At 70.8% G+C, this 21,878-nt stretch carries 18 protein-coding genes; 14 read left to right on the top strand and 4 right to left on the bottom strand.

What is annotated here, in order from left to right; translation table 11 throughout:
• Window positions 1–161: 161 nt before the first annotated feature.
• Both purN and purH read left to right on the top strand, forming a co-directional pair.
• Entirely contained in the window at window positions 162–818 is a 657-nt protein-coding gene (gene purN, locus ACIRQ7_RS04280) for a phosphoribosylglycinamide formyltransferase (protein WP_404259709.1), read from the top strand.
• Complete coding sequence (gene purH, locus ACIRQ7_RS04275) at window positions 815–2,380, top strand: bifunctional phosphoribosylaminoimidazolecarboxamide formyltransferase/IMP cyclohydrolase (protein ID WP_404259707.1); 1,566 nt, start codon at window positions 815–817, stop codon at window positions 2,378–2,380. The genes purN and purH overlap by 4 nt, the downstream gene beginning before the upstream one ends.
• A 147-nt stretch (window positions 2,381–2,527) precedes the next feature.
• On the opposite strand, the gene ACIRQ7_RS04270 is transcribed toward purH, so the two are convergent.
• Together ACIRQ7_RS04270 and ACIRQ7_RS04265 are read right to left on the bottom strand one after the other, a co-directional pair.
• Entirely contained in the window at window positions 2,528–3,106 is a 579-nt protein-coding gene (locus tag ACIRQ7_RS04270; protein WP_401461980.1) for a hypothetical protein, read from the bottom strand.
• 130 nt (window positions 3,107–3,236) lie between these two features.
• Complete coding sequence (locus tag ACIRQ7_RS04265; protein ID WP_404259705.1) at window positions 3,237–4,016, bottom strand: RDD family protein; 780 nt, start codon at window positions 4,014–4,016, stop codon at window positions 3,237–3,239.
• A 253-nt stretch (window positions 4,017–4,269) separates the two neighbouring features.
• On the opposite strand from ACIRQ7_RS04265, the gene ACIRQ7_RS04260 reads away from it, so the two are divergent.
• Window positions 4,270–5,124, top strand: a complete 855-nt coding sequence (locus ACIRQ7_RS04260) for a bifunctional methylenetetrahydrofolate dehydrogenase/methenyltetrahydrofolate cyclohydrolase (protein ID WP_401461986.1) — start codon at window positions 4,270–4,272, stop codon at window positions 5,122–5,124.
• A 53-nt stretch (window positions 5,125–5,177) separates the two neighbouring features.
• Complete coding sequence (locus ACIRQ7_RS04255) at window positions 5,178–5,612, top strand: DUF3017 domain-containing protein (protein ID WP_404259704.1); 435 nt, start codon at window positions 5,178–5,180, stop codon at window positions 5,610–5,612.
• A gap of 64 nt (window positions 5,613–5,676) precedes the next feature.
• Here ACIRQ7_RS04255 and ACIRQ7_RS04250 read toward each other — a convergent pair whose 3' ends face one another.
• The gene (locus ACIRQ7_RS04250) at window positions 5,677–6,096 is read right to left on the bottom strand and encodes an SgcJ/EcaC family oxidoreductase (RefSeq protein WP_404259702.1); all 420 of its coding nucleotides are present in this window, start codon (window positions 6,094–6,096) and stop codon (window positions 5,677–5,679) included.
• Window positions 6,097–6,531: 435 nt separating this feature from the next.
• On the opposite strand from ACIRQ7_RS04250, the gene ACIRQ7_RS04245 reads away from it, so the two are divergent.
• The 9 genes from ACIRQ7_RS04245 to ACIRQ7_RS04205 all read left to right on the top strand — a co-directional run bounded on the left by ACIRQ7_RS04245 (window position 6,532) and on the right by ACIRQ7_RS04205 (window position 20,353).
• Window positions 6,532–7,758: a helix-turn-helix domain-containing protein gene (locus ACIRQ7_RS04245; protein ID WP_404259700.1), complete on the top strand. Its 1,227-nt coding sequence runs from the start codon at window positions 6,532–6,534 to the stop codon at window positions 7,756–7,758.
• A gap of 423 nt (window positions 7,759–8,181) precedes the next feature.
• Window positions 8,182–9,171 carry a malate dehydrogenase gene (locus ACIRQ7_RS04240; RefSeq protein WP_404259699.1) on the top strand — a complete coding sequence of 330 codons (990 nt, stop codon included), beginning with the start codon at window positions 8,182–8,184 and terminating at the stop codon, window positions 9,169–9,171.
• Between the two features lie 685 nt (window positions 9,172–9,856).
• The gene (locus ACIRQ7_RS04235; RefSeq protein WP_404259697.1) at window positions 9,857–14,104 is read left to right on the top strand and encodes an amino acid adenylation domain-containing protein; all 4,248 of its coding nucleotides are present in this window, start codon (window positions 9,857–9,859) and stop codon (window positions 14,102–14,104) included.
• A gap of 36 nt (window positions 14,105–14,140) precedes the next feature.
• Window positions 14,141–15,136, top strand: a complete 996-nt coding sequence (locus tag ACIRQ7_RS04230) for an aldo/keto reductase family protein (protein ID WP_404259696.1) — start codon at window positions 14,141–14,143, stop codon at window positions 15,134–15,136.
• A gap of 193 nt (window positions 15,137–15,329) precedes the next feature.
• On the top strand, window positions 15,330–16,424 hold the full coding sequence (locus tag ACIRQ7_RS04225; protein ID WP_403667463.1) for an SRPBCC family protein: 1,095 nt from the start codon (window positions 15,330–15,332) through the stop codon (window positions 16,422–16,424).
• 293 nt (window positions 16,425–16,717) lie between these two features.
• Window positions 16,718–17,038, top strand: a complete 321-nt coding sequence (locus ACIRQ7_RS04220) for a DMT family transporter (RefSeq protein WP_404259694.1) — start codon at window positions 16,718–16,720, stop codon at window positions 17,036–17,038.
• A gap of 255 nt (window positions 17,039–17,293) precedes the next feature.
• Window positions 17,294–19,150 carry a hypothetical protein gene (locus ACIRQ7_RS04215; RefSeq protein WP_404259692.1) on the top strand — a complete coding sequence of 619 codons (1,857 nt, stop codon included), beginning with the start codon at window positions 17,294–17,296 and terminating at the stop codon, window positions 19,148–19,150.
• Window positions 19,137–19,511: a hypothetical protein gene (locus ACIRQ7_RS04210; RefSeq protein WP_404259690.1), complete on the top strand. Its 375-nt coding sequence runs from the start codon at window positions 19,137–19,139 to the stop codon at window positions 19,509–19,511. Before ACIRQ7_RS04215 ends, ACIRQ7_RS04210 begins: the two co-directional genes overlap by 14 nt.
• Before the next feature lie 2 nt (window positions 19,512–19,513).
• Complete coding sequence (locus tag ACIRQ7_RS04205; protein ID WP_404259689.1) at window positions 19,514–20,353, top strand: hypothetical protein; 840 nt, start codon at window positions 19,514–19,516, stop codon at window positions 20,351–20,353.
• Between the two features lie 13 nt (window positions 20,354–20,366).
• Here ACIRQ7_RS04205 and ACIRQ7_RS04200 read toward each other — a convergent pair whose 3' ends face one another.
• On the bottom strand, window positions 20,367–20,576 hold the full coding sequence (locus tag ACIRQ7_RS04200) for a DUF5988 family protein (protein ID WP_401462020.1): 210 nt from the start codon (window positions 20,574–20,576) through the stop codon (window positions 20,367–20,369).
• A gap of 166 nt (window positions 20,577–20,742) precedes the next feature.
• Between ACIRQ7_RS04200 and ACIRQ7_RS04195 the strand changes: the two genes are divergently transcribed.
• Entirely contained in the window at window positions 20,743–21,876 is a 1,134-nt protein-coding gene (locus tag ACIRQ7_RS04195) for a DUF5954 family protein (RefSeq protein WP_404259687.1), read from the top strand.
• Window positions 21,877–21,878 lie beyond the last annotated feature (2 nt).

Raw genomic sequence — 21,878 nt, 5'->3', positions numbered from 1 at the left:
GGTTCCCCGTATTCACGCAACCCATGGCTTTGTATGACCGTACAAACCTCCACAAGAACTTCCGGGCACCCGCAAGCGCCCGTAAAGGTGCCCGTAATCCACTGCCGGGCACCCGCAGATCCCCCGCCAGACAGCAGCACCCGCGAGAAAGACCCCCCATCGTGGCTTCCTCTCCACCGCCCCCCGCGGCCCCGCCGTCCGATTCGCCCGCCCGCATCGTCGTGCTCGTCTCCGGTTCCGGGACGAATCTGCAGGCGCTGCTCGACGCCATCGCCGAGGCGGGGCCGGCGGCCTACGGGGCCGAGATCGTGGCCGTGGGCGCCGACCGGAGCGGCATCGTCGGTCTGGAGCGGGCCGAGCGGGCCGGTCTGCCGACCTTCGTCTGCCGGGTCAAGGACCACGAGGACCGTGCGGCGTGGGATCTGGCGCTCGCCGAGGCGACCGCGGCCCATGAGCCCGATCTGGTCGTCTCGGCCGGCTTCATGAAGATCGTGGGGAAGGAGTTCCTCGCGCGCTTCGGCGGCCGGTTCATCAATACCCACCCGGCGCTGCTGCCCAGTTTTCCCGGTGCCCACGGCGTGCGCGACGCGCTCGCGTACGGCGCGAAGGTCACCGGATGCACCGTCCACTTCGTCGACGACGGCGTCGACACCGGCCCGATCATCGCCCAGGGCGTGGTCGAGATCCGGGATGAGGACGAGGAATCCGCGCTGCATGAGCGCATCAAGGAAGTCGAGCGATCGCTGCTCGTCGAGGTCGTGGGGCGTATGGCCCGTCACGGCTACCGCATTGAGGGACGAAAGGTACGTATCTCGTGACCGCCACCGAAGGTACGAAGCGGCCCATCCGCCGCGCGCTGGTCAGCGTCTATGACAAGTCCGGGCTGGAGGAGCTGGCGCAGGGCCTGCACGCGGCGGGCGTCCAGCTCGTCTCGACCGGCTCGACGGCCGCGAAGATCGCCGCTGCCGGGGTGCCGGTCACCAAGGTCGAGGAACTCACCGGCTTCCCGGAGTGTCTCGACGGCAGGGTCAAGACCCTGCACCCCAAGGTCCACGCCGGCATCCTGGCCGACCTGCGGCTGCCCGACCACCAGAAGCAGCTGGCCGACCTCGGCGTCGAGCCGTTCGACCTGGTGATCGTGAACCTCTACCCGTTCCGGGAGACCGTCGCCTCCGGCGCCACCCCCGACGAGTGCGTGGAGCAGATCGACATCGGCGGCCCCTCGATGGTCCGTGCCGCCGCCAAGAACCACCCGTCGGTGTCCGTCGTCGTCAACCCCGGCCGCTACGACGCCGTCCTGGCGGCCGTCGCCGCCGGTGGCTTCGACCTCGCCGCCCGTAAGCGGCTGGCCGCCGAGGCGTTCCAGCACACCGCGGCCTACGACGTGGCCGTCGCCTCCTGGTTCGCGGACGGCTACGCCGCGGCCGACGACTCCGGCTTCCCCGAGTTCCTCGGCTCCACGTACGCGCGCAAGAACGTGCTCCGCTACGGCGAGAACCCGCACCAGGGCGCCGCGCTCTACGTCAACGGCAACGGCGGCCTCGCGGACGCCGAGCAGCTGCACGGCAAGGAGATGTCCTACAACAACTACACGGACACCGACGCCGCCCGCCGCGCCGCCTTCGACCACACCGAGCCCTGCGTCGCGATCATCAAGCACGCCAACCCCTGCGGCATCGCGGTCGCCGCGGATGTCGCCGAGGCGCACCGCAACGCCCACGCCTGCGACCCGCTGTCCGCCTTCGGCGGGGTGATCGCCGTCAACCGTCCGGTCTCCGTCGCGATGGCCGAGCAGGTCGCGGAGATCTTCACCGAGGTCATCGTCGCGCCCGACTACGAGGACGGCGCGGTCGAGGTCCTCTCCCGCAAGAAGAACATCCGCGTGCTGCGCGCCCCGGGCGCCCCGTCCGACCCGGTCGAGGTCAAGGCCATCGACGGCGGCGCGCTGCTCCAGGTGACCGACCGTCTCCAGGCCGACGGCGACGACCCGTCGACCTGGACGCTGGCCACCGGCGAGGCGCTGTCCGCCGACGAGCTGGCCGAGCTGTCCTTCGCCTGGCGCGCGAGCCGCGCCGTGAAGTCCAACGCCATCCTGCTCGCCAAGGGCGGCGCCACGGTCGGCGTCGGCATGGGCCAGGTCAACCGCGTCGACTCGGCGAAGCTGGCCGTCCAGCGCGCCGGTGAGGAGCGGGCGCGCGGTGCGTACGCCGCGTCCGACGCCTTCTTCCCCTTCCCCGACGGCTTCGAGGTCCTCGCCGAGGCCGGCGTCAAGGCCGTTGCCCAGCCGGGTGGTTCGGTCCGTGACGAGCTCGTCGTCGAGGCCGCGAAGAAGGCCGGCGTGACGATGTACTTCACGGGAACGCGGCACTTCTTCCACTGAGCGCGCCCCCACCACGGGCCCGGCGGAACGCTCCGCCGGGCCCGTGGTGCGTCTCCGGCCGGTGGCGGAAATGACGAATGCCCTCACCACAGCTGTGTGGTGAGGGCACTGTGCCCGGTGCGATGTCCGCCGTCGTCGGCGACGGCGTCAGTAACGCGGCCGGTTGAACCAGGCGTTGCCGTCGTCCTTCGACACGAAGACGATGACCAGGATGCCCAGCACGGTGTGCACCAGGCCGAACGGGAACGTCATGAGGCTGGCCATGGTGTTGACGACACCGAAGATGATCGCGCCGATGCGCACCCCGGAACCGCCGTTGGCGAACTGCAGGGCCAGGGTGATCGCCGCGGCCGAGAAGATCACGATCAGCACGATGACGGCGATGAGCACGCCCTTGCCGACGTTCATCGCGGCGATGGAGTCGCTGGTGGTGTAATCACCCGCGCTCTTCGAGGCCTTGCTGATGCTGCCCAGCCCCATCACGGCGAGCACCAGCCCGATCATGTTCAGACCGGCGAGCACGAACAGCATGACGCGGCCGGCCTTCACCCCGCCCGGCATCGCCTGCGGGTACTGCTGGTGCATCCCACCGCCGGGCATCCCGCCGCCAGGCATTCCGCCGCCCGGGTAGGGCGGGCCGTACGGCGAGGGCTGCTGCTGCGGGTAGCCGTAGTGGGGCTGCTGGCCCGGTGGCGGGCCGTACGGATTCTGGTTCGGGTAGCTCACGAGCGGTTTCCTTCGGGCGACTTGGGCGGGAATCAGCGAAGAGGGAACGTCCAGCGCCTCGAAGGCCCCGATCGCGCCGATGCGAGGGGGCCTTCGAGGAAGTCATGCGCTGCGGCGGTCCGAAGACGGCTCACTGGGAGCGGACGACCACCGTGCCGACGACCTTGTCCGCGAAGGTCTGCGACTTCTCGTCCCACAGCGGCCACAGGAAGCCGACGTAGCACGCGAGACCGTCGAGCGCGTGGCACAGGCGGCGCAGGAAGGCCATGCCGAAGCCGATCGGCTGGCCGGTGTCCTCGCGCACCAGGCGGATGTTCATCGCCTTCTTGCCCGGGGTCTGGCCCGTCTTGCCTTCCTTGGACAGGAGGAAGATGCCGGCGCCGATTCCGTACGCGACGCTCAGCAGGATCATCAGGATGCCGACGATGCCGATGCCGGTGTTCGCGGAGTTGGCGGCGTCACTGACGCACTGGTAGTCGCCGGGCGGGCAGGCGTTCATGTTGTCCGTCGCGGAGGACGAGGCGCCCGCGGCCACGACGAACGTGATGATGTTCAGGATCGTCGGGACCAGACCCACGATCAGGTAGTCGACGAGGGTGGCGCCGACGCGGGCACCCCAGCTCGCGTACCCCGTCGGCGCGCCCATGCCCGGCATCCCCGGCTGGCCGCCCGGGTAGCCCTGCTGCTGCGGGTAGCCGTACGGCTGCGCCGGCTGCTGCTGTTGCGGGTAGCCGTAGGGCTGGCCCGGCTGCTGCTGGGGGGCGCCGTAGGGCTGCTGCTGCGGGGGCTGCTGCGGGTAGCCGTAGCCCGGCTGGCCGCCCTGCGGGGGCACCGGGGGCTGGCCGTACGGGGCCTGCGGAGCCTGCTGCGGCTGCTGGCCGTACGGGTTGTTCGGGTCGCCGAAACTCATCTGCTGATTTCCTCCGTTGGGTCAGTGGGGGACGACGCGGCGTGACTCGGAGGAAAAACAGGTTTCACTGGCCCGCCCCCGACGATGCCTGCGGCACTGAGCGGCAATCCTTCTAGTTGCGCATTAATGTTGTCCAGTCAAGAGGGGGAGGCGTTGTGCAAGTGCAATGATCGATTGCCCTGCAGGCCCGCCTCCTTGCCCGCCTCCCCGACCTGATTGGAACGGGACCGCCCCCATCCGGGAGGATGGCGTCATGACTGCGCAGATTCTGGACGGCAAGGCCACCGCCGCCGCGATCAAGTCCGAGCTCACCTCCCGCGTCGAGGCCCTGAAGGCCAAGGGCGTGCAGCCGGGCCTCGGCACCGTCCTGGTCGGTGACGACCCCGGCAGCCGCTGGTACGTCAACGGCAAGCACCGCGACTGCGCCCAGGTCGGCATCGCCTCCCTGCAGCGTGAACTGCCGGAGACCGCCACCCAGGAGGAGATCGAGGCAGTCGTACGGGAGCTCAACGAAGACCCCTCCTGCACCGGGTACATCGTCCAGCTCCCGCTGCCCAAGGGCATCGACACCAACCGCGTCCTGGAGCTGATGGACCCCGCCAAGGACGCCGACGGTCTGCACCCGATGAGCCTGGGCAAGCTGGTGCTGGGCGTGGAGGGCCCGCTGCCCTGCACGCCGTACGGCATCGTCACCCTGCTGCGGCGGCACGGCGTGGAGATCAAGGGCGCCGACGTGGTCGTCGTCGGCCGGGGCATCACGATCGGCCGCCCGATGCCGCTGGTGCTCACCCGCAAGTCGGAGAACGCCACCGTGACCCAGTGCCACACCGGCACCCGCGATCTGTCCGCGCACCTCAAGCAGGCCGACATCATCGTCGCCGCGGCCGGTGTGCCGCACATCATCAAGCCCGAGGACGTGAAGCCGGGCGCGGCCGTCCTGGACGTCGGCGTCAGCCGGGACGAGAACGGCAAGATCGTCGGCGATGTGCACCCCGGCGTCGCCGAGGTCGCCGGCTGGGTCGCCCCCAACCCGGGCGGCGTCGGCCCGATGACCCGCGCGCAGCTGCTGGTCAACGTCGTCGAGGCCGCCGAGCGCGCGGCCGGCTGAGCCCGATCGACGACCTGGACACGGAAACCGGACACCGGAAGGGACTGCCAGCCATGGGTGCCGAAGCGCATTCGGACGGAGCGTCCGAGCCGCAGCGCTCGCGTCGCTTCCCGCAGCTGACACGGGACACGGCACGGCCGGAAGGCGGTGGGCGCGCCGCCTCCGGCGAGCATGCCGCCCCTGCCCGGCAGTGGCCGCTGCTCTCCGTCATGGGCGGGGTGGCGGTGGGGCTGCTGCTGGTGGCCCTGGACGTGTTCCGTATCGGGGGGATCGTCATCGGGCTGGCCCTGCTGGGGGGCGCCGCGCTGCGCTGGGCGCTGCCGTCGGTGGGCATGCTGGCGGTCCGCTCGCGTTTCACCGACCTGCTCACGTACGGGGTGCTCGGCTTCGTGATCGTGATCCTGTCGCTGATGGTGCAGCCCAAGCCCTGGCTGCACGTGCCGTTCCTGGACGACATCGTCCACTTCACGGTGCGGTCCGGCCCGTAAGGCCTCCGGGAGCTCGGGGCGTCCCGCCCGCCGGGTCTGCCGCCCGTACGGCCGGCGTCTCCCGTCACGCGGCGAGGACCTCGGTGTTCTGGCAGGCGGCCAGGCGCCACCTGCCGCCCTCCTTCGCCATGACATAGAGCGGGGTGCCCGGGTTCCCGATCGGCAGGCCCTCGCGCGTCAGGTACTGGGCGTGCACCTTGACGGCCGCGACGTCGGGCCGGATGAACAGCACCTGCACCACCTCGTACGTGGCTGTCGTGTCCCGCATGGCGCCGGGCAGCACCTCGTGGGTGAAGGCGGCGATCTCGTCGCGGCCGGTGAGCCGCCTGCCGTGCCCCGTCGTCCAGATCGCGTCGGCCCGGAAGAGGCCGACGAACTCGTCGGGGAGCTCGTTCTGCTGGGAGTGCTCAAGGGTGGCGATCACCTCACGGATCGCCTCGATCTCGGCTGCCTGCGTCGTTTCGTCGTGCGCTGAGGTCTTCATGGGACCAGCATGAAATCTCAACCAAACTTGAGGTCAAGCGCACGCTGTGTGGCGCTCTCGCCCGTGACGTACGCCTCACGGGACCCCGGCAAGCCCTTATCCCATGCCCTTCGTGCACGTCCAGACGCCGTTCCGCATGTGAACGGAAGTACGCGGAGCTGTATGAGGGTCGTGAAGGTGCCGCCAAAAGTGCCACACTGCTCGGGTCACGGGGCGTGCGCGGGTGTGTGACCAATGCCCGAAATGCTCCCGTGCGCCCCTGAGATGGGAACGGACGTCTCTCGCGACGCATCCCAGTGGGTAGCCAAGAGGGCGGCCCCGGGGGGCCGTTGTCCCGATACCCGGGACGGCGGGAGCGAGGGCGGTCCGGTGGCGCGGACACGGGCAGGCCGGCGCACGGCGCAGGTGCGCATATGTGGGGATGAGGGGGAGGCAATGCCTCGCTGGAAGGCACTACCGGAAGAACTCGATCCGGAGGTGCGGGAGTTCGCCGGACAACTGCGTCGACTCGTCGAGCGCAGCGGCCTGAGCGTGGCCGCGGTCGCGGACCGTACGGGATTCAGCAAGACGTCCTGGGAGCGCTATCTCAACGCCAGGCTGCTGGCGCCGCAGCGCGCCGTCATCGCCCTGGCCGAGGTGACCGGCGCCAACTCCGGGCATCTCACCACCCTGTGGGAGCTGGCCGAACGCGCCTGGAGCCGCTCGGAGATGCGGCACGACCACACCATGGAAGCCATACGGGTGGCCCAGGCGCGGGCCGCGCTCGGGGAGTGGGACACGGCGCCGTCGGACGCGGCGCGCGCGGCGGCGGTACGGAAGCAGACGGCGAAAGCTGCCGTGACCACGCCCCGGTCGACGGCCACGACGGCCAAGACGGCCAAGACGGCCAAGACGGCCAAGACGGCCAAGACGCCCAAGACCCCCAAGATGTCGAAGGCTCCCCAGGCTCCCCAGGCTCCCCAGGCTCCCCAGGTGCCGCAGCAGAGGAGCGGGGAGTTGCCGTCCGAGGTCGACTTCTCCGAGATGCTCCTCCCGGCTGCTCCCGCGTCCCCGCCCACCGTGGTGATCCCCGACGTCGCCGACCACATACCGAGCCCCGCCTCCCCGCTCGCGGCCGCGCCCCCTGCCGAGGGCTCATACGGCGAGGACCGGCCCGCGCGCGGGCGGCGCGCCGTGATGTTCGCCGTCGGGGCGGTGGGCGCGCTGCTGGTCGCGCTCGCCGCCGTGCTGCTGATCCATCCGGCCGACGGCGGCAGCGCGAAGGCGGCGTCCAAGCCGTCGGCGCCGCCGAGCAAGAGGCCGGTGCTGCCGGCCGGTGTGGGGTGCTCCGGCGCCGACTGCGCCGGCAAGGACCCGGAGAAGATGGGGTGCAGCGGGCAGTACGCCGTCAGCCCGTCCCGGGGCACGGCGGGCACCGTCCTCATCGAGGTCCGCTACAGCAAGGTCTGCCACGCGGCCTGGGCGCGGATCACCGGCGCGACCCAGGGTGATCAGGCCACCGTCAGCGCGGGCGACCGCAGCGCCACGGCTCGCGCGGGCCGGGACGGCGACGCGTACACCCCGATGGTCGCGGTGCCCGGCGATCCGGCGAAGGTCGCGGCCTGCGGCACCACGGTCGCCGGAACGAAGGCCTGCGCCCGCCCCGTCCCGGTTGCCCCGTAGGCGAGCCGGCCGCCCTCCTTCGGCCATGCGTGGCCGGAAGCGCCCCTCGCAAAGGTGGCGAGAAATGAGGGGGCATGTCCGTACGGATCCCGGGCATGCGATGAATATCCCCCCACGGGTGTGGCACAACTCGGCGGCCGCCTGCACTCCCCCCTCCACAGCGGGCGGCCGCCCACCACTCGCGGGGGCCTGCGCGACCGGCCTGTGCCGGGGGTTCGAGGGGGCCCGGACGCGCCCGGTGAGGTGTTCCACACCGGCCCGACGCCTGCGCCGTGCGGGGGTCCGATAGCCTGACGCGGGTCTCTCGATACCAAGAGACATCGATGAGACCTCGATAAATGGGCAGGGACACCCACCGCCACCCATGGTGGTCCGGGGGCTTGCCCCCAGGAACCCGCAGAAAATATCGCGCAGGAGATCGCCATGACCCGCACTCCCGTCAATGTCACCGTCACCGGCGCCGCCGGCCAGATCGGTTACGCACTTCTCTTCCGCATCGCCTCCGGTCACCTGCTCGGCGCGGACGTGCCGGTCAAGCTGCGCCTCCTGGAGATCCCGCAGGGTCTGAAGGCCGCCGAGGGCACCGCAATGGAGCTCGACGACTGCGCCTTCCCGCTGCTCCAGGGCATCGACATCTCGGACGATCCGAACGCGGCCTTCGACGGCGCGAACGTCGCCCTGCTCGTCGGCGCCCGCCCCCGTACGAAGGGCATGGAGCGCGGCGACCTGCTGGAGGCCAACGGCGGCATCTTCAAGCCGCAGGGCGCCGCGATCAACGCGCACGCCGCGGACGACATCAAGGTGCTGGTCGTGGGCAACCCCGCGAACACCAACGCGCTGATCGCGCAGGCCGCCGCCCCGGACGTACCGGCCGAGCGCTTCACCGCGATGACCCGCCTGGACCACAACCGTGCGCTCTCGCAGCTCTCGAAGAAGACCGGCGTGCCGGTCAGCGAGATCCGTCGCCTGACCATCTGGGGCAACCACTCCGCGACCCAGTACCCGGACATCTTCCACGCCGAGGTCGCGGGCAAGAACGCCGCCGAGGCCGTCAACGACGAGAAGTGGCTGTCGGACAGCTTCATCCCGACCGTCGCCAAGCGCGGCGCCGCCATCATCGAGGCGCGCGGCGCCTCCTCGGCCGCCTCCGCCGCCAACGCCGCCATCGACCACGTGCACACCTGGGTCAACGGCACCGCGGACGGCGACTGGACCTCGATGGGCATCCCTTCGGACGGCTCGTACGGCGTCCCGGAGGGCCTCATCTCCTCCTTCCCCGTCACCACCAAGGGCGGCAAGTACGAGATCGTCCAGGGCCTGGAGATCAACGACTTCTCGCGCGAGCGCATCGACGCGTCGGTGCAGGAGCTCGCGGAGGAGCGCGAGGCCGTCCGCGGTCTCGGCCTCCTCTGAGCCACCCCGGCGCCCCGCGCCGCCGCTGAACCGCACAGAGCCCGCACGGTCCGACCGGACCGTGCGGGCTCCGTGCTGTCCGGGTCGCTCCCGGAGGAGCCGCGGCGCGGGCCGGGGGTCCTCCGCGCCCCGGGGAGCGCCGGACCGGCCGATGCCCTGATGGGATCCGTCGCCGGCGCCCGGGGGATAACTGGCCATCTTCGGCCGGATCTCACCGCAACTTCAGGCCTCACCTCATGTCCTGAACGCCCCCGATCACCGCATGAAATGAGCCGAAGGTTCGACACCGGGAGGACGGTCCAGCAGCGCATGCGCGCCGGCTCCCACCGGGTGATCCGAGCGGCCGGGCCACCACTGTCATATGTCAACTCATGGCCCCCGCATGCAACTTGACCAGGCCCGCGCCGATGGCCGACGACGTGCGGGCGCCCCTGCCGCCGTGCGGTCGCGGAGCGGCGCCGCCATGGTGGCGGCCTCACCGGATCCGCGGTACCGGGCGCGGTGTAGGGGGTGATCCGCGGAGCTGTCAACCCCCGCCTGTTGCGGGTGAGTTGGGAGGGGCGGAAGAGCCTGGATCCGGCGATGTTCGCGGAGGTACGGTCCATGCCGGGTAGCCACAGGGGGATGTCGCCCCGTAAGGGATCAAGGCTGCCCTGTCGCTGAAATCGCACGAAAGTGGGTTGCTGTGGTGACCGTTTCGCGGCCGACCATTCCGATTCTGTTCGAAGCGTGTGCTGACGCCTCTCCCGATGCGGTGGCCCTCTTATCCGGGAACCGCACCTACACGTATGCCGAGCTGAACTCCCGCGCCAACCGGCTGGCCCGCTCGCTGGTTTCGCGCGGAATCGGCCCCGAAGACTTCGTGGCTGTCGCGCTACCGAGGACCGAGCACATGGTCGTGGCGCTCCTCGCGGTGCTCAAAGCGGGGGCCGCGTACTTCGCGATCGACCCCCAACAGCCCGCTGAACGCGTCGCGTTGATGGCCGAGGATGTGCGGCCGAAACTGATCCTCACCACGACCGAATCGACCCCGGTCGGGCTGGCAGAGGCCAATATTCCGGCCATCACGCTCGACGACCTGTCGCTGTTCGGGGAGAACAGCGAGTGGGCCGACGGGGACCTGACGGATGACGACCGCGTCGCGCCGCTCCGGTCCACCCACCCGATCTACGTCATCTACACCTCCGGTTCGACCGGCCGGCCCAAGGGTGTCGTGGTCACGCACGGCAATCTGATCAATGTGCTGACCGACCTGGGCGAGCGGTTCGGCCTGACGTCCGACGACCGGATGCTGGCCGCCTCGGTACTGGGTTTCGACATGTCCGGCGTGGAGCTCTTCCTTCCGCTCGTGCGCGGGGCCGGCATCGTGCTCGCGCCCTCCGGCGCCAACCGCGAACCGGCGACCGTCGCCGCACTGCTGAGCCAGGGCGTCACCCTCGTGCAGGGCACGCCGACCTGGTGGGGAATGCTGGTCGAGCAGATCCCGGACAGCCTGCGTGGACTGCGCATGCTGGTCGGCGGCGAGGCACTGCCCCCGGGTGTCGCCACGGCGATGCTCTCCCTCGGCCGTGAGGTGGTGAATCTGTACGGGCCGACCGAGACCACCGTCTGGTCGACCATCGCGCCGCTGCACGAGATCACCGGCCCGCCGCCCATCGGGCGGCCGCTGGCCAACACCGAGGTCCATGTGCTCGGCCCCGAGCAGGAGCTGGTGCCCCCGGGCGAGGTCGGCGAGTTGTACATCGCCGGAGACGGGGTCGCGCGTGGCTATCTGAACCAGCCGGCGCTGACGGCGGAGCGCTTCGTCCGCAACCCGTTCGGCCAGGGCGAGTCACGCATGTACCGCACCGGTGACCTGGTGCGCCTGGCCGACGACGGCAACCTCGAATTCGTCGGCCGGGCCGACCGGCAGGTCAAGATCCGCGGCCACCGGGTCGAACTCGGTGAGATCGAAACCGCCGCGGTCACGCATCCGCTGGTCAGCCAGGCGGCGGTCGAGGTGCGCGAGGACACCCCCGGTGACCAGCGGCTGGTGGCCTACGTGGTGCCGGCCGCCCAGGTGGAGTCCGAAGAGGCCGCGCGGGAGAAGGTCGACGAGTGGCAGAAGGTGTACGACTCCGTCTACACCGGCACCGACGCGGCGCAGCCGCCGCTCGGCGAGGACTTCGGGGTCTGGAAGAGCAGCTATGACGGGCATCTGCTCCCGATGGAGCAGCTCAGGGAGATCCAGGACGACACCGCGGCGCGACTGCGGTCGCTGCAGGCGCGCCGCGTACTCGACATCGGGGTGGGCGCCGGCCTGACCCTGGCCCGCTTGGCGCCGTCCTGTGAGGCCTACTGGGGCACGGACCTCTCCGCTCCGGTCATCGACAACATCAGGGCCCAGGTCGATCTGGATCCCGCGCTGGCCGGGAAGGTCGAGCTGCGGTGCCAGCCGGCCGACGACCTTGACGGCCTGCCCAGGGACTTCTTCGACCTCGTCGTCATCAACTCGGTGATCCAGCACTTCCCGACGGTCGACTACCTCGTGCGTGTCCTGACGAACGCGATGGACCTGATCCGCCCCGGCGGTTGCGTCGTCGTCGGGGACGTACGGCATCTCGGTCTGCTGCGCAGCCTGAAGACCGCGATCCACCTCCACCGTGCCGACGGCCGCATGGATGCGGCGGAGGTACGGCGCGATGTGGAGCACGCGCTGGCCCTGGAAAAAGACCTGATGATGCACCCGGAGTTCTACACCGCTCTCGCCGACCGGATGGACTCCGTCGAGGCCGTGGACATGCGTCTCAAGCCGGGCCGGTATCACAACGAGTTCACGCGGTACCGCTACGACGTCGTGCTGCGCAAGAAGTCCGGCACCGCCGAGCCCGCGGACCGGTCGTTGGGTGAGCTGCCCGTACTGCGGTGGGGGCAGGACGTCGCCGCACTGGACGAGCTGGCGGTCCGCCTGGACGCCCCGGCGGCAGCGCCGTTCCGCGTCTCGGGGATTCCGAACGGACGCATCGCCCACGAGATCGCCGCCTCCCGCCGTCTCACCGAGGGCGCGGCCATCGGCGCGGTGCTGTCCGAGCTGCGTGCCGAGGGGCGCGGTGTCGATCCCGAGGAACTCCGGGCCCTGGCCGAGCGGTTGGGGTATCAGGCCATCCTCACCTGGTCCGGGCCGCTGGACGGCAGCTTCGACTGCGTCCTGGTCCCCGCCGACGGGCCCGCCTTCCCGGTGCTGTCCGGTCTCTACCGGCCCGGCGCCGCGGAGAAGGCACCGCTGACCTCCTACGCCAACGAGCCGATGACGGCCGTCGCGGCGGATCTGCCCACCGCCTCCTTGCGGGCACACCTGGCCAAAACGTTGCCGGAATACATGATTCCTGCGGCCTTCGTGCGGCTGGACGCGCTGCCGTTCAACGCGAATGGGAAGCTCGACCGCGCGGCGCTGCCGGCACCGCGGCTGACGCCCGCCTCCGCGGGCCGCGCGCCGGGCAACTCGATGGAGGAGACGCTGTGTGAGCTCTTCAGCGAGGTGCTCGGGGTGCCACAGGTCGGCGTCGACGACAGCTTCTTCGAGTTCGGCAACAGCATCCTGGCGGTCCGCCTGGCCAGCCAGATCAAGCAGCGGATCGGCGTCGACCTGCCGGTCCACGAGATATTCGCCCGGCCGACCGCGGCCGCGCTCGCGGATCTGCTCATCCGCCCGGAATCCGGCGACGCCTACGCCGCCGACGTCGACCTCGTCGAGGAAGCCTTCCTCGACCCGGCCCTCTCGACGGTGGGCAGCGCGCCGATGGACGAGGACCTGGTCCGTGCTCCGCGCCGGGTCCTGCTGACCGGTGCGACCGGCTTCGTCGGGTCGTTCGTGCTCAGGGAACTCCTCGACACGACGGACGCCCAGGTCTACTGCCTGGTGCGCGCCAGCGAGGACACCGAGGCGGCGGCGCGCGTGCTGGACAGCCTGCGCGGCTACGGTCTCGCGGACGGTGTGGACGCCGACCGGATCACCGCGATCGCCGCCGACCTGGAGAAGCCGCTGTGCGGGCTGTCGGAACCGCAGTTCGACACGCTGGCCGAGCAGATCGACCTGATCTTCCACAACGGTGCGCGGGTCAATCTGGTCGATGCCTACAGCCGGCTCAGGGCGGCCAACGTCGGCGGCACCCGGGAGGTGCTGCGGCTGGCCGCGAGCAAGCGGGTCACGCCGGTGCACTACGTCTCCGCGACGAGCGCGCTGATCGGCACCGCGAACAACCCGGAGCCGCTGGTGGAGGACCGGCGGGTCGATCCCGATCTGATGCCCGCCGAGGGATATGCGCGCACCAAATGGGTGGCTGAGGAAATGCTCCGCATCGCGCGGGTGCGCGGCATCCCCTCCGCGGTGTACCGGCCCGCGCAGATCGGCGGCCACACGGCCACCGGTGCCGTCGGCGGCAATGACGGCCTGTGGCACTACATCCGGGCGTGCGTCGAGATCGGGGCGGTGCCGGTGGCCGGTGCCGGATGGACCGAGGTGAACCTCGTACCGGTCGACTACGTCGCCACGGCGTATGTGCGCCTCGCGCTGCGTCCGGAGTCCCTCGGCAGCGAGTTCAACCTGACCAATCCCCGGACCGTCAGGATCGACGCGATCATCGACCGGATCCGCGCCGCCGGCCACCGCGTCGATGCCGTGCCGTACGACGACTGGATGCGCCGGCTCCAGCGTCACGCGGACCTCCTGGCAGAGGACCGCAACAGCTCGGTCCGGGCGACCCTCGTCCTGGTCAGCGCGGCGGTGGATTCCCTTCAGCTCGACGATTACGGCTACGACCGGACGAACACCTCGCAGGGTCTCGCCGGATCGGGCGTCGACTGCCCCGAAATCGATCACCCCCTTCTCGACCGGTACATCCAGTACCTGGTGGATTCCGGATTCCTGCCCGCACCGAACGGGCGCCAGGACTGAACCCGTCCTGAGGGACGACGACTTGAAGGAGGAGTGATGGAGCACCGTCATGTCGGTGACAGCGGACTGATGGTCAGCGAGATCGCCTACGGCAACTGGCTCACTCACGGCCAGCAGATCGACGAGGAATCCGCATTCGCCTGTGTGGGCGCGGCACTTGACGCGGGGATCACCACCTTCGACACCGCGGACATGTACGCGGACACCCGCGCGGAAGAGGTGCTGGGGCGGGCCCTGGCACCGCAGCGGCGGGCGGGGCTGGAGATCAGCACCAAGGTCTACTGGCCGACCGGGCCCGGACCCAACGACCGCGGCCTGTCCCGCAAGCACATGCTGGATTCGATCGACGGATCACTGCGCCGGCTGCGCACCGATTACGTGGACATCTACTGGGCCCACCAATACGACGTCGAGACGCCTCTCGAAGAGACGATGGAGGCGTTCCACGACATCGTCCGGGCAGGTAAGGCCCGCTATATCGGGGTGTCCGAATGGCCCGCCGAGGATATTCGCGCGGCGCACCGGCTCGCCCGGGAACTGCGTATTCCGCTGATCGCCAATCAGCCCCAGTACTCCATGTTGTGGCGGGTGATCGAGTCCGAGGTGATTCCCGCCTGCGCGGAGCTGGGCATCGGGCAGATCGTCTGGTCGCCGATCGCCCAGGGTGTGCTGACCGGCAAATATCTGCCGGGCAAGCAGCCGCCCTCCGGATCGCGCGGCGCCGACGCGGAGGGCCGCCAGTGGCTGGACCCCTTCATGCGCGACGAGGTGCTCAGCCGGGTGCAGCGACTCCGGCCGCTGGCGGATGGGCTCGGGCTGACGCTGGCGCAGCTCGCGGTGGCGTGGACCTTGCAGAACCCCCATGTCGCCTCGGCGATCGTCGGCGCGTCCCATCCGAAGCAACTGATCGAGAACGTCGCGGTGGCAGGGCTCACCCTGGATCAGGAGGTGCGCGCGCAGATCGACGCCATCCTGGATCCGGTCGTCGAACGAGATCCGGCGCGGACCGCCCGACAGGAACCGCGCCCGTGAGAACCGTCGGAGAGCGCGTCGGAGTACACGCGCCCGTCGGCGCCCGTCGGCCCCGCCCGTCGGAACACCACGCACAGAGCACGGCACACACCGAGATCTTCGCTTTCCTGAATACCGGAGGGGACGCCTGATGACGACGACCACACCAGCGGATTGGCCGCACGCGCCGCTGCCTCCCGACGAAATCACCCGCGTGACAGGGCCGTTCGGCAAATCCAGCATGCTGCCGGCGGCGGCCTACACTGCGCCCGAGGTGTTCGCCTGGGAACAGCGCCATCTCTTCGCCGGCACCTGGAGCTGCCTCGGCCGGGTGGAGGAGGTCTTCCCCGAGGGGGCGACCCAGTACGCCCGGCAGGTGGGCACCGTGCCGGTTCTGCTGACCAGGGACGGCGACCGGATCGCCGCGTTCGCCAACACCTGCCGGCACCGCGGGCACGAACTGCTGGCCGACGGCTGCTCGTCGAGCAAGCGCGTGGTGCATTGCCCGTATCACTCCTGGACGTTCAAAATGGACGGTTCGCTGCGCACGGCGCCCCGGTTCCCGGAGCTGCCGGAGGACCACGGGCTGATCGAGCTCCCGGCCGAGGTCTGGCACGGCTGGGTCTTCGTCAACGCCAGTGACGACGCCGCGCCCTTCCCCGCATACCTGGGAGCGCTCGCCGGGCACGTCGCACCGTATGCGCCCGAGCGGCTGAAGCTGGCCGCCACGCGCAGCTACGAGGTGGCGGCGAACTGGAAGGTGATCGTCGAGAACTACCAGGAGTGCTACCACTGCCCGCACATCCACCCCGAGTTGAGCGCGGTGGCGCCGCCCAACAGCGCCGCCTACATCGCCGACGAGCCCGGAGCCTGGGTCGGCGGCACGATGGACCTGGCCGAGGGCGCGCAGACCATGTCGATGGACGGGCGGGCCGGTGGCGCGATCCTGCCCGGCGTCGACCTGGACAAGGTGTTCTACGCCGCGCTGGTCCCCAACCTCTTCATCTCGCTGCACCCCGACTACGTGCTGATCCACCATCTGGTGGCGGAATCCCCGGGCCGCAGCCGCGTCGAGTGCTCCTGGTACGCCCAGGACGGGGTCCTCGACGCGAGCCCCGTGGACTTCTGGCACCGCATCAACCTGCAGGACTGGGATGCCTGCGAGTCCGTACAGCGCGGGCTCACCTCACCGCACTACCGGCCCGGACCGTTCGCACCGATCGAGGACTCCGTGCACCGGTGGGTGTCCCTCATCGGACGCGCGTACAGCGGTATGCCGCCGTGGGACCGACCGTCGGCTGGTTCGTGACGGCTGCACCGTTACCCGCTGTGCCCTCCGGTCGCGCGGGAGGGCCGGTCCGCCCGGCCCTCCTGCGCGCACCACCGGAGTTGCGGGCCCGCGTGCGGCGGCGCGTCACGCCGTCGTCGTGCCGGCCCTGTTCCCGGTGCCCGGGCCGGCTGACCTGGATCGACCCCGTGATCGATGGGCTTCGTCCGCATCGTGCCGCAGCGGGCCGGCTGAAGAAGGTAGTTGGCCCGCCGTAGTGGCGATGGTGAAGCAACGGACGAATTCTCTGACCGAACGACAGATTGGGGTCGACCATGGTCTGGGTACTGCTGCTCAGCGCCATCACCGCCGAAGTCATCGCCACTTCCTTCCTGAAGCTGAGCGAAGGTATGACCAAACTGCTGCCGAGCGTGATCATGGCGATCAGTTACCTCGCCGCGTTCTCGCTGCTGGCTCAGGCGCTCAAAAAGATGGAGCTGGGCATCGCCTATGCGATCTGGTCGGGCCTCGGCACGGCCGCGATCGCGGTCATAGGCATGGTGTTCATGGAGGAATCCGCGACCACCCCCAAACTCCTGGGACTTGCCCTGATCATCGGCGGCGTGGTCATGCTCAACCTGAGCAGCGACCACTGAGCAAAGGGTTCGGCCGAGGGCCGTTCGGGGCGCCGCTCCGGACGGCCCTCGGCCGCGTCCGCGGGCATGCCGCCCGTCCGTGACCCGCCGTTCACCGGCGGTATGACGACGACTTCGTGTCACCGCATGGTCATGGGCGCTGACACGGAGTGTCGTTCTGCCCTATGCTGCGGCTCCGCACAGCGGCCGCTTACCGGCTCCTCGTCCGTGCAACCGGCCCGCAGTGGTGGCTTGTTGGTGTCTTGGGGGAGACCGGTGACGCAGACACGTGTGCCCGAGCAGTCCGGCGAACCCGACGAGCCCCCGCCATCAGGGCCGCCCGGCCCGGAGGCGGACCCGGCTCCCGCGCCGTTCCCGGTGACCCCGCCCGGCGCCAGTGAGGCCACCCGGCTGCTGTGCGCCGGCACCTACATGGACGACGGGTTCCGCGACGCGGTCATCGACGAGCTGTACGTCCACGAGGAACGGTTCGTCGCGCCGTCCCTGGGGATCGACGCCGCCCGCGTCCTGGCCCATGCGCTGCGCGCCCGACGCCTCCAGATCTGCTGGGCGTCGCTGATCGTGCTGCTGTGGATCGTGGCCGTCCCCTTATCCTCCGGCCTCGCGTCGTTCTACCTCTTCCCCGTGGTGCTGATGGCCCTCGCCCGCGCCATCCGCCGGGCGCCGGTTCCGCGGTGGATCGCGCGGTTCCTCTCCTTCCTGCTGTGCTGGTACGGGCGGCTGACGCTGGCCTTCTTCCTCCTGACGCTGGTCAACAGGGTGTGCGGCGGCGACGAGGTGGCGAACATTTGGGTCATCCCGTCGGGACTGCCGGACTTCATGACCGGCGACACCTCCGACTACGACCCCTACGGCTCCTCCGGCGGCAGCGGGTGGCCCGGCGGCCCGCAGGTCGGCAGCCTGGACCCGTCGTCCCTGGGCGCAGGCCACGAGACCTCCCTCCTCCCGCAGTCCTGGATCACCCTCGCGCTGCCGCTGCTGACGGCCGTGGTGGTGGGGCTGCAGCGCGGTCAGTTCGCCCGGGTGCTGGCCGGCGAACTGTCCAGGGCGCGCTTCCCCGACGTCATCTCCGACCCCGCGGAGCGGTCCCAAGCCGGCCGCTTCGTCCGGTTGCGGGACCGGGTACGCATCGAGCAGCACGGGCCGTTGGTGATGTACCGCGCCGCCGACCCGTTCCGTGGTGCCGGCAGTCCGTACAAGACCTGGTCGCTGTCGGTGGAGCTGCGGCCGCGGCCGGGCCGCGACGTCGAGCCGTTGGACAACAGCGCCATCCTGCAACGCATCGTCCCGCTGGTGGCGGCGCTTCGGGTGCCGTCCGCGCACGGCTCGTTGCAGTCGGCGGAGGCGGTGCGCGACCGGCTGCGCGGGCTGGAGATCGACGAGTGCGTCTTCCTGCCGGCCGAGGGGCTGCCCACGCGCGAGGCCGCGCCGTACGCGGCGCAGGAGGCCGAGGCACACCGGGCCCGCGCGGTGGAGGAGGGCGGGGAGACCCGCCGGCACTTCCTGCGTATCCGGGTCGGCGGCTGGGGCGAGGGCATCGTGACCACGGTCTTCGTGCGGGTGCACACTCAGGGCGGGATGCTGATGCTGGAGGTCGCGCCGCATGTGCTGTTCCCGCTGCGGCAGGACTTCCAGGACGCTGACCGGCTCGCGCACCTCGACCGCCACCAGAACCTGTTCGGCAAGGCCGTGTGGGCGCTGTCCCGCACACCCCGTTCCGCGGGACGCGCCGTGGTCACACTGCTGCGCGGCCTGCTGCTGGGGTGGGGGATGGGCACCGGGGGATACGGGGCGTCGCTGCCCGACGGTCCCGGAGTCTCGGTGCGCGAGCTGGGTGCGTCCGACGACTCCTCCCTTTTCCAGGACATGGACATCACCCGGTATCTGACGACGATTCAGCAGCGGGTGGCGGCCGGGGTGACGACCGCACTGCGCGCATCCGGTTACCAGACCGATGAGTTCGAGCAGCGGATCGTCAATGTCGCCAGCGGCGGCGTCTACGTCGAGTCCGCCCAGGGGGCGGTCGGCATCGGGGACCACCACACCATCACCAACAACAACAACCAGGGCGGCAGCGCGCCGGACGAAGGGAACAACCGTGGCAACAGCTGACCAGCCGGGCGGCGGCACCTACCTGCGCAATGTGCGGGGCGCGATCGCCATCGGCAACCAGAACACCGTGACGAACTACGAAGCCGCCGCAGTTCCCGCGCCGGAGCCGGCCCAGGCGGAGCTGCTGCGTGCCGTCCGCGCGCTGCGCGGCGACCTTGCCGTCGTGCTGGAGAACCCCGAGACCCTGGCGCTGCGCACCGAACTGGCCGACACCGAGACGGAGATCGCCGACACCGGGGCGGCCGGCCCCGGCCGGCTGGCTCGGCTGCGGACCGCACTGACCGACGCCGGCGCCGTCGTGGGCCTGCTGGCTTCCGGGGCGGCCGTCGGGCAGGCGGTCGCCGCGCTCGTAGGAGGGTGACGATGACGGGTGGTGGCGGCGGCCGCTGGAACGACGAGACGCAGGGCTGGGACGACGGCACACCACCGCCCGTTCAATATACGGGCCCGATGCCGCCGCGCCCCGACTTCGCGCCGCCACCGCCGCAGGGTGACCCGCCGCCTCAGGACGATCCGCCTCAGCCGCCCACCCGTACGGGGCGCAGCCACTCGACCGCGCTCATCGCGGGCGCCGCGGTGGCCGTGATCGCGGTCGGCGTCGGCGGCGGATGGCTGCTGTGGGGCCGCGACGGCGACCCCCCGGCCCACGCCCGCCCCCAGGCGTCCGCCCCCGCGACCGTGGGCGGCACCTCGGGCACAAGTGATGCGCCCTCCTCCGGCTCGCCGACCCCCGAGGGCTCACCGTCCGGTACCGAGGTCCCGGACGGCTATCGCCTCGTCCACGACGACTCGGGTTTCACCACCGTGGTTCCCCGGGGCTGGAAGCGCAGCAAGACCGAGGACGGGGTCTTCTACACCGCGTCGGACGACCGCGGGTTGCTGCAGGTCTTCGCCATCACCGGAGAGGAATCCGAGCGCGAGGCCTTGGTGAAGGCCTCACGCACCAGGTCCGGCGAACCGGGATACGAGGAGATCAGCCTCGGGCCGATCGGCGAACCCGCCCCCGGCCCGGACGCCCACCAGCTCGTCTACGCGTACGACAGCGACCGCAGGGGCGCACGCGTCAAGGTCGTCGACTGCGCCTTCACCACCGCCGACGGCCGGATGTTCGCCGTGCTCGTCCTGGGCACCGCCGCCGACTGGCCGCAACAGGAGAAGACCCAGCGCATCGCCCTGGAAGCCTTCGCCGCTGACACCACCTGACGCACCGGGGGTGCTACCCGGGCAGCTCCGTGCGCTCCCACCACTCGTAAACGGGCAGCCGTCCCTCGGCGGTGTCCCACTCCCGCCGGGTGGCCCTGAAGTGCTCATAGCCACCGCGATACGGGATCTTCAGCTCGGCTCCGGGAGGATCGAGGGGAACAATGCGCTCCGTGAGCCCCTCGGGTCCGCCTTGGAGCAGTGCTTTCGGTGCCTTGCCAGCCATGCGCGCAGTGTCTCGCGAACCGTCCCGGCCCACGAGGGCGGCTCGCCGACGGTGACCCGGCCGGCCCTGCGAAGCCGCCGCGGAGGCCGCGCGGCCCAGGCCCTCCCGACCCCGCGATTCTGCGATTTCGCAGCGAGCGCCGGACCACGACCAGCACACTGAGTGCATGACTCATCACGGTGAGGATGTGCCGACGTACCGGACCATCAGGGTGACCGAACAGGACGACCCGGTGGCGGCCTTCTCCGACGAGGAGGCATGGCGGGCGAGAGAGGCGTATCCCGAGATCCTCGGTGCGGGCGGCCCCGTCTTCGGGCAGGCGCGGGAGCGCGAGGAGGGCGGCTGGGAGGTCATCGGCGTCGGGGCGGGCACCCCGCAGGACGCGAGGGACGGCCTGGCGACGACGTTCCGGCGGCTGGCGAGCGCGGCGGGCGACGCCGGCGACGAGGCGGGCCGCGCCGCATGCACGGCGGCCGCGGAGCGGCTCGACTGGGAGCGGGTGGACGAGCTGACGGTGCTGGGGGACCGGTATCGCGTCGTGCGCGGCGAACAGTTCCTGCGCACCGGACCCGAGGGCCCGGAGCCGCCGCGCCCCTCGGACCCGGACCCGGCGGCGCCCGGCGAGGCCCACCGGGTGCCGAGCCGTACGAAGGGTTTCGTGATCGACCCGGCCGTCGGGACCGGGATGTCCGAGGGGATGCTCAAGCTCGACCTGCTGGAGTTCGTCCGGGCGCCCGGCACGGTCCCGGCGGACGTGCGGGGCGATGCGCGGCGGGCGGCCCGCACCCACCCGGGCGGGGTGCTGCTGCCCGTGGAGTTCATGATCGCGGAGTGGCATCAGGGCCGTTGGCGGCCGCACACCGCCGCCCGCGGGACGCCGCAGGGCGCGCGGGACGCGCTGACGATGTGGCTGCGGGTGAGGGCACCCGTCACGCTCAAGCTCGACGAAGCGCAGCGCGACGCGTACGAACGGGCCGCGAATCTGCTGGACGAGCGGCCGGCGAACGACCTGGAGATCGAGGGCGGGGCGGGCCGCTTCAAGGTGGTGCGCGTCGAACGGCTGGTCCGGGTCGGCCCGGACGGCCCCGAGGGGCCGCGGCCCTCCGACTTCGACCCCGATCCGCCCGTCGAGGTGCACGCCCGCCGGCTCCGGGAGCAGGGCCTGCTGCGGGACGAGGAGGGTGGTCAGGGCGACGGCGAGGACGGTGCGGGCCTGCGTTCCGCGGAGATGCGGGACTTCACGCAGCTGATCGCGAAGGAGCAGGCGCGGCGCGGACGGGGGCGCGGCGGCCGGCCGTGACC

Source organism: Streptomyces sp. NPDC101393, assembly GCF_044767385.1.
In the GTDB taxonomy this organism is placed as follows: Bacteria; Actinomycetota; Actinomycetes; order Streptomycetales; family Streptomycetaceae; genus Streptomyces.
This window is presented reverse-complemented; position numbering and strand designations above follow the sequence as displayed.

Bases quoted from the DNA above. Each gene is read 5' to 3' on its own strand.
- ACIRQ7_RS04255 (WP_404259704.1), top strand. From the start codon at position 5,178: ATGGGTGCCGAAGCGCATTCGGACGGAGCGTCCGAGCCGCAGCGCTCG.
- ACIRQ7_RS04195 (WP_404259687.1), top strand. From the start codon at position 20,743: ATGACTCATCACGGTGAGGATGTGCCGACGTACCGGACCATCAGGGTG.
- ACIRQ7_RS04245 (WP_404259700.1), top strand. From the start codon at position 6,532: ATGCCTCGCTGGAAGGCACTACCGGAAGAACTCGATCCGGAGGTGCGG.
- ACIRQ7_RS04240 (WP_404259699.1), top strand. From the start codon at position 8,182: ATGACCCGCACTCCCGTCAATGTCACCGTCACCGGCGCCGCCGGCCAG.
- ACIRQ7_RS04265 (WP_404259705.1), bottom strand. From the start codon at position 4,016: ATGAGTTTCGGCGACCCGAACAACCCGTACGGCCAGCAGCCGCAGCAG.
- ACIRQ7_RS04200 (WP_401462020.1), bottom strand. From the start codon at position 20,576: ATGGCTGGCAAGGCACCGAAAGCACTGCTCCAAGGCGGACCCGAGGGG.
- ACIRQ7_RS04220 (WP_404259694.1), top strand. From the start codon at position 16,718: ATGGTCTGGGTACTGCTGCTCAGCGCCATCACCGCCGAAGTCATCGCC.
- ACIRQ7_RS04205 (WP_404259689.1), top strand. From the start codon at position 19,514: ATGACGGGTGGTGGCGGCGGCCGCTGGAACGACGAGACGCAGGGCTGG.
- ACIRQ7_RS04260 (WP_401461986.1), top strand. From the start codon at position 4,270: ATGACTGCGCAGATTCTGGACGGCAAGGCCACCGCCGCCGCGATCAAG.
- ACIRQ7_RS04250 (WP_404259702.1), bottom strand. From the start codon at position 6,096: ATGAAGACCTCAGCGCACGACGAAACGACGCAGGCAGCCGAGATCGAG.
- ACIRQ7_RS04230 (WP_404259696.1), top strand. From the start codon at position 14,141: ATGGAGCACCGTCATGTCGGTGACAGCGGACTGATGGTCAGCGAGATC.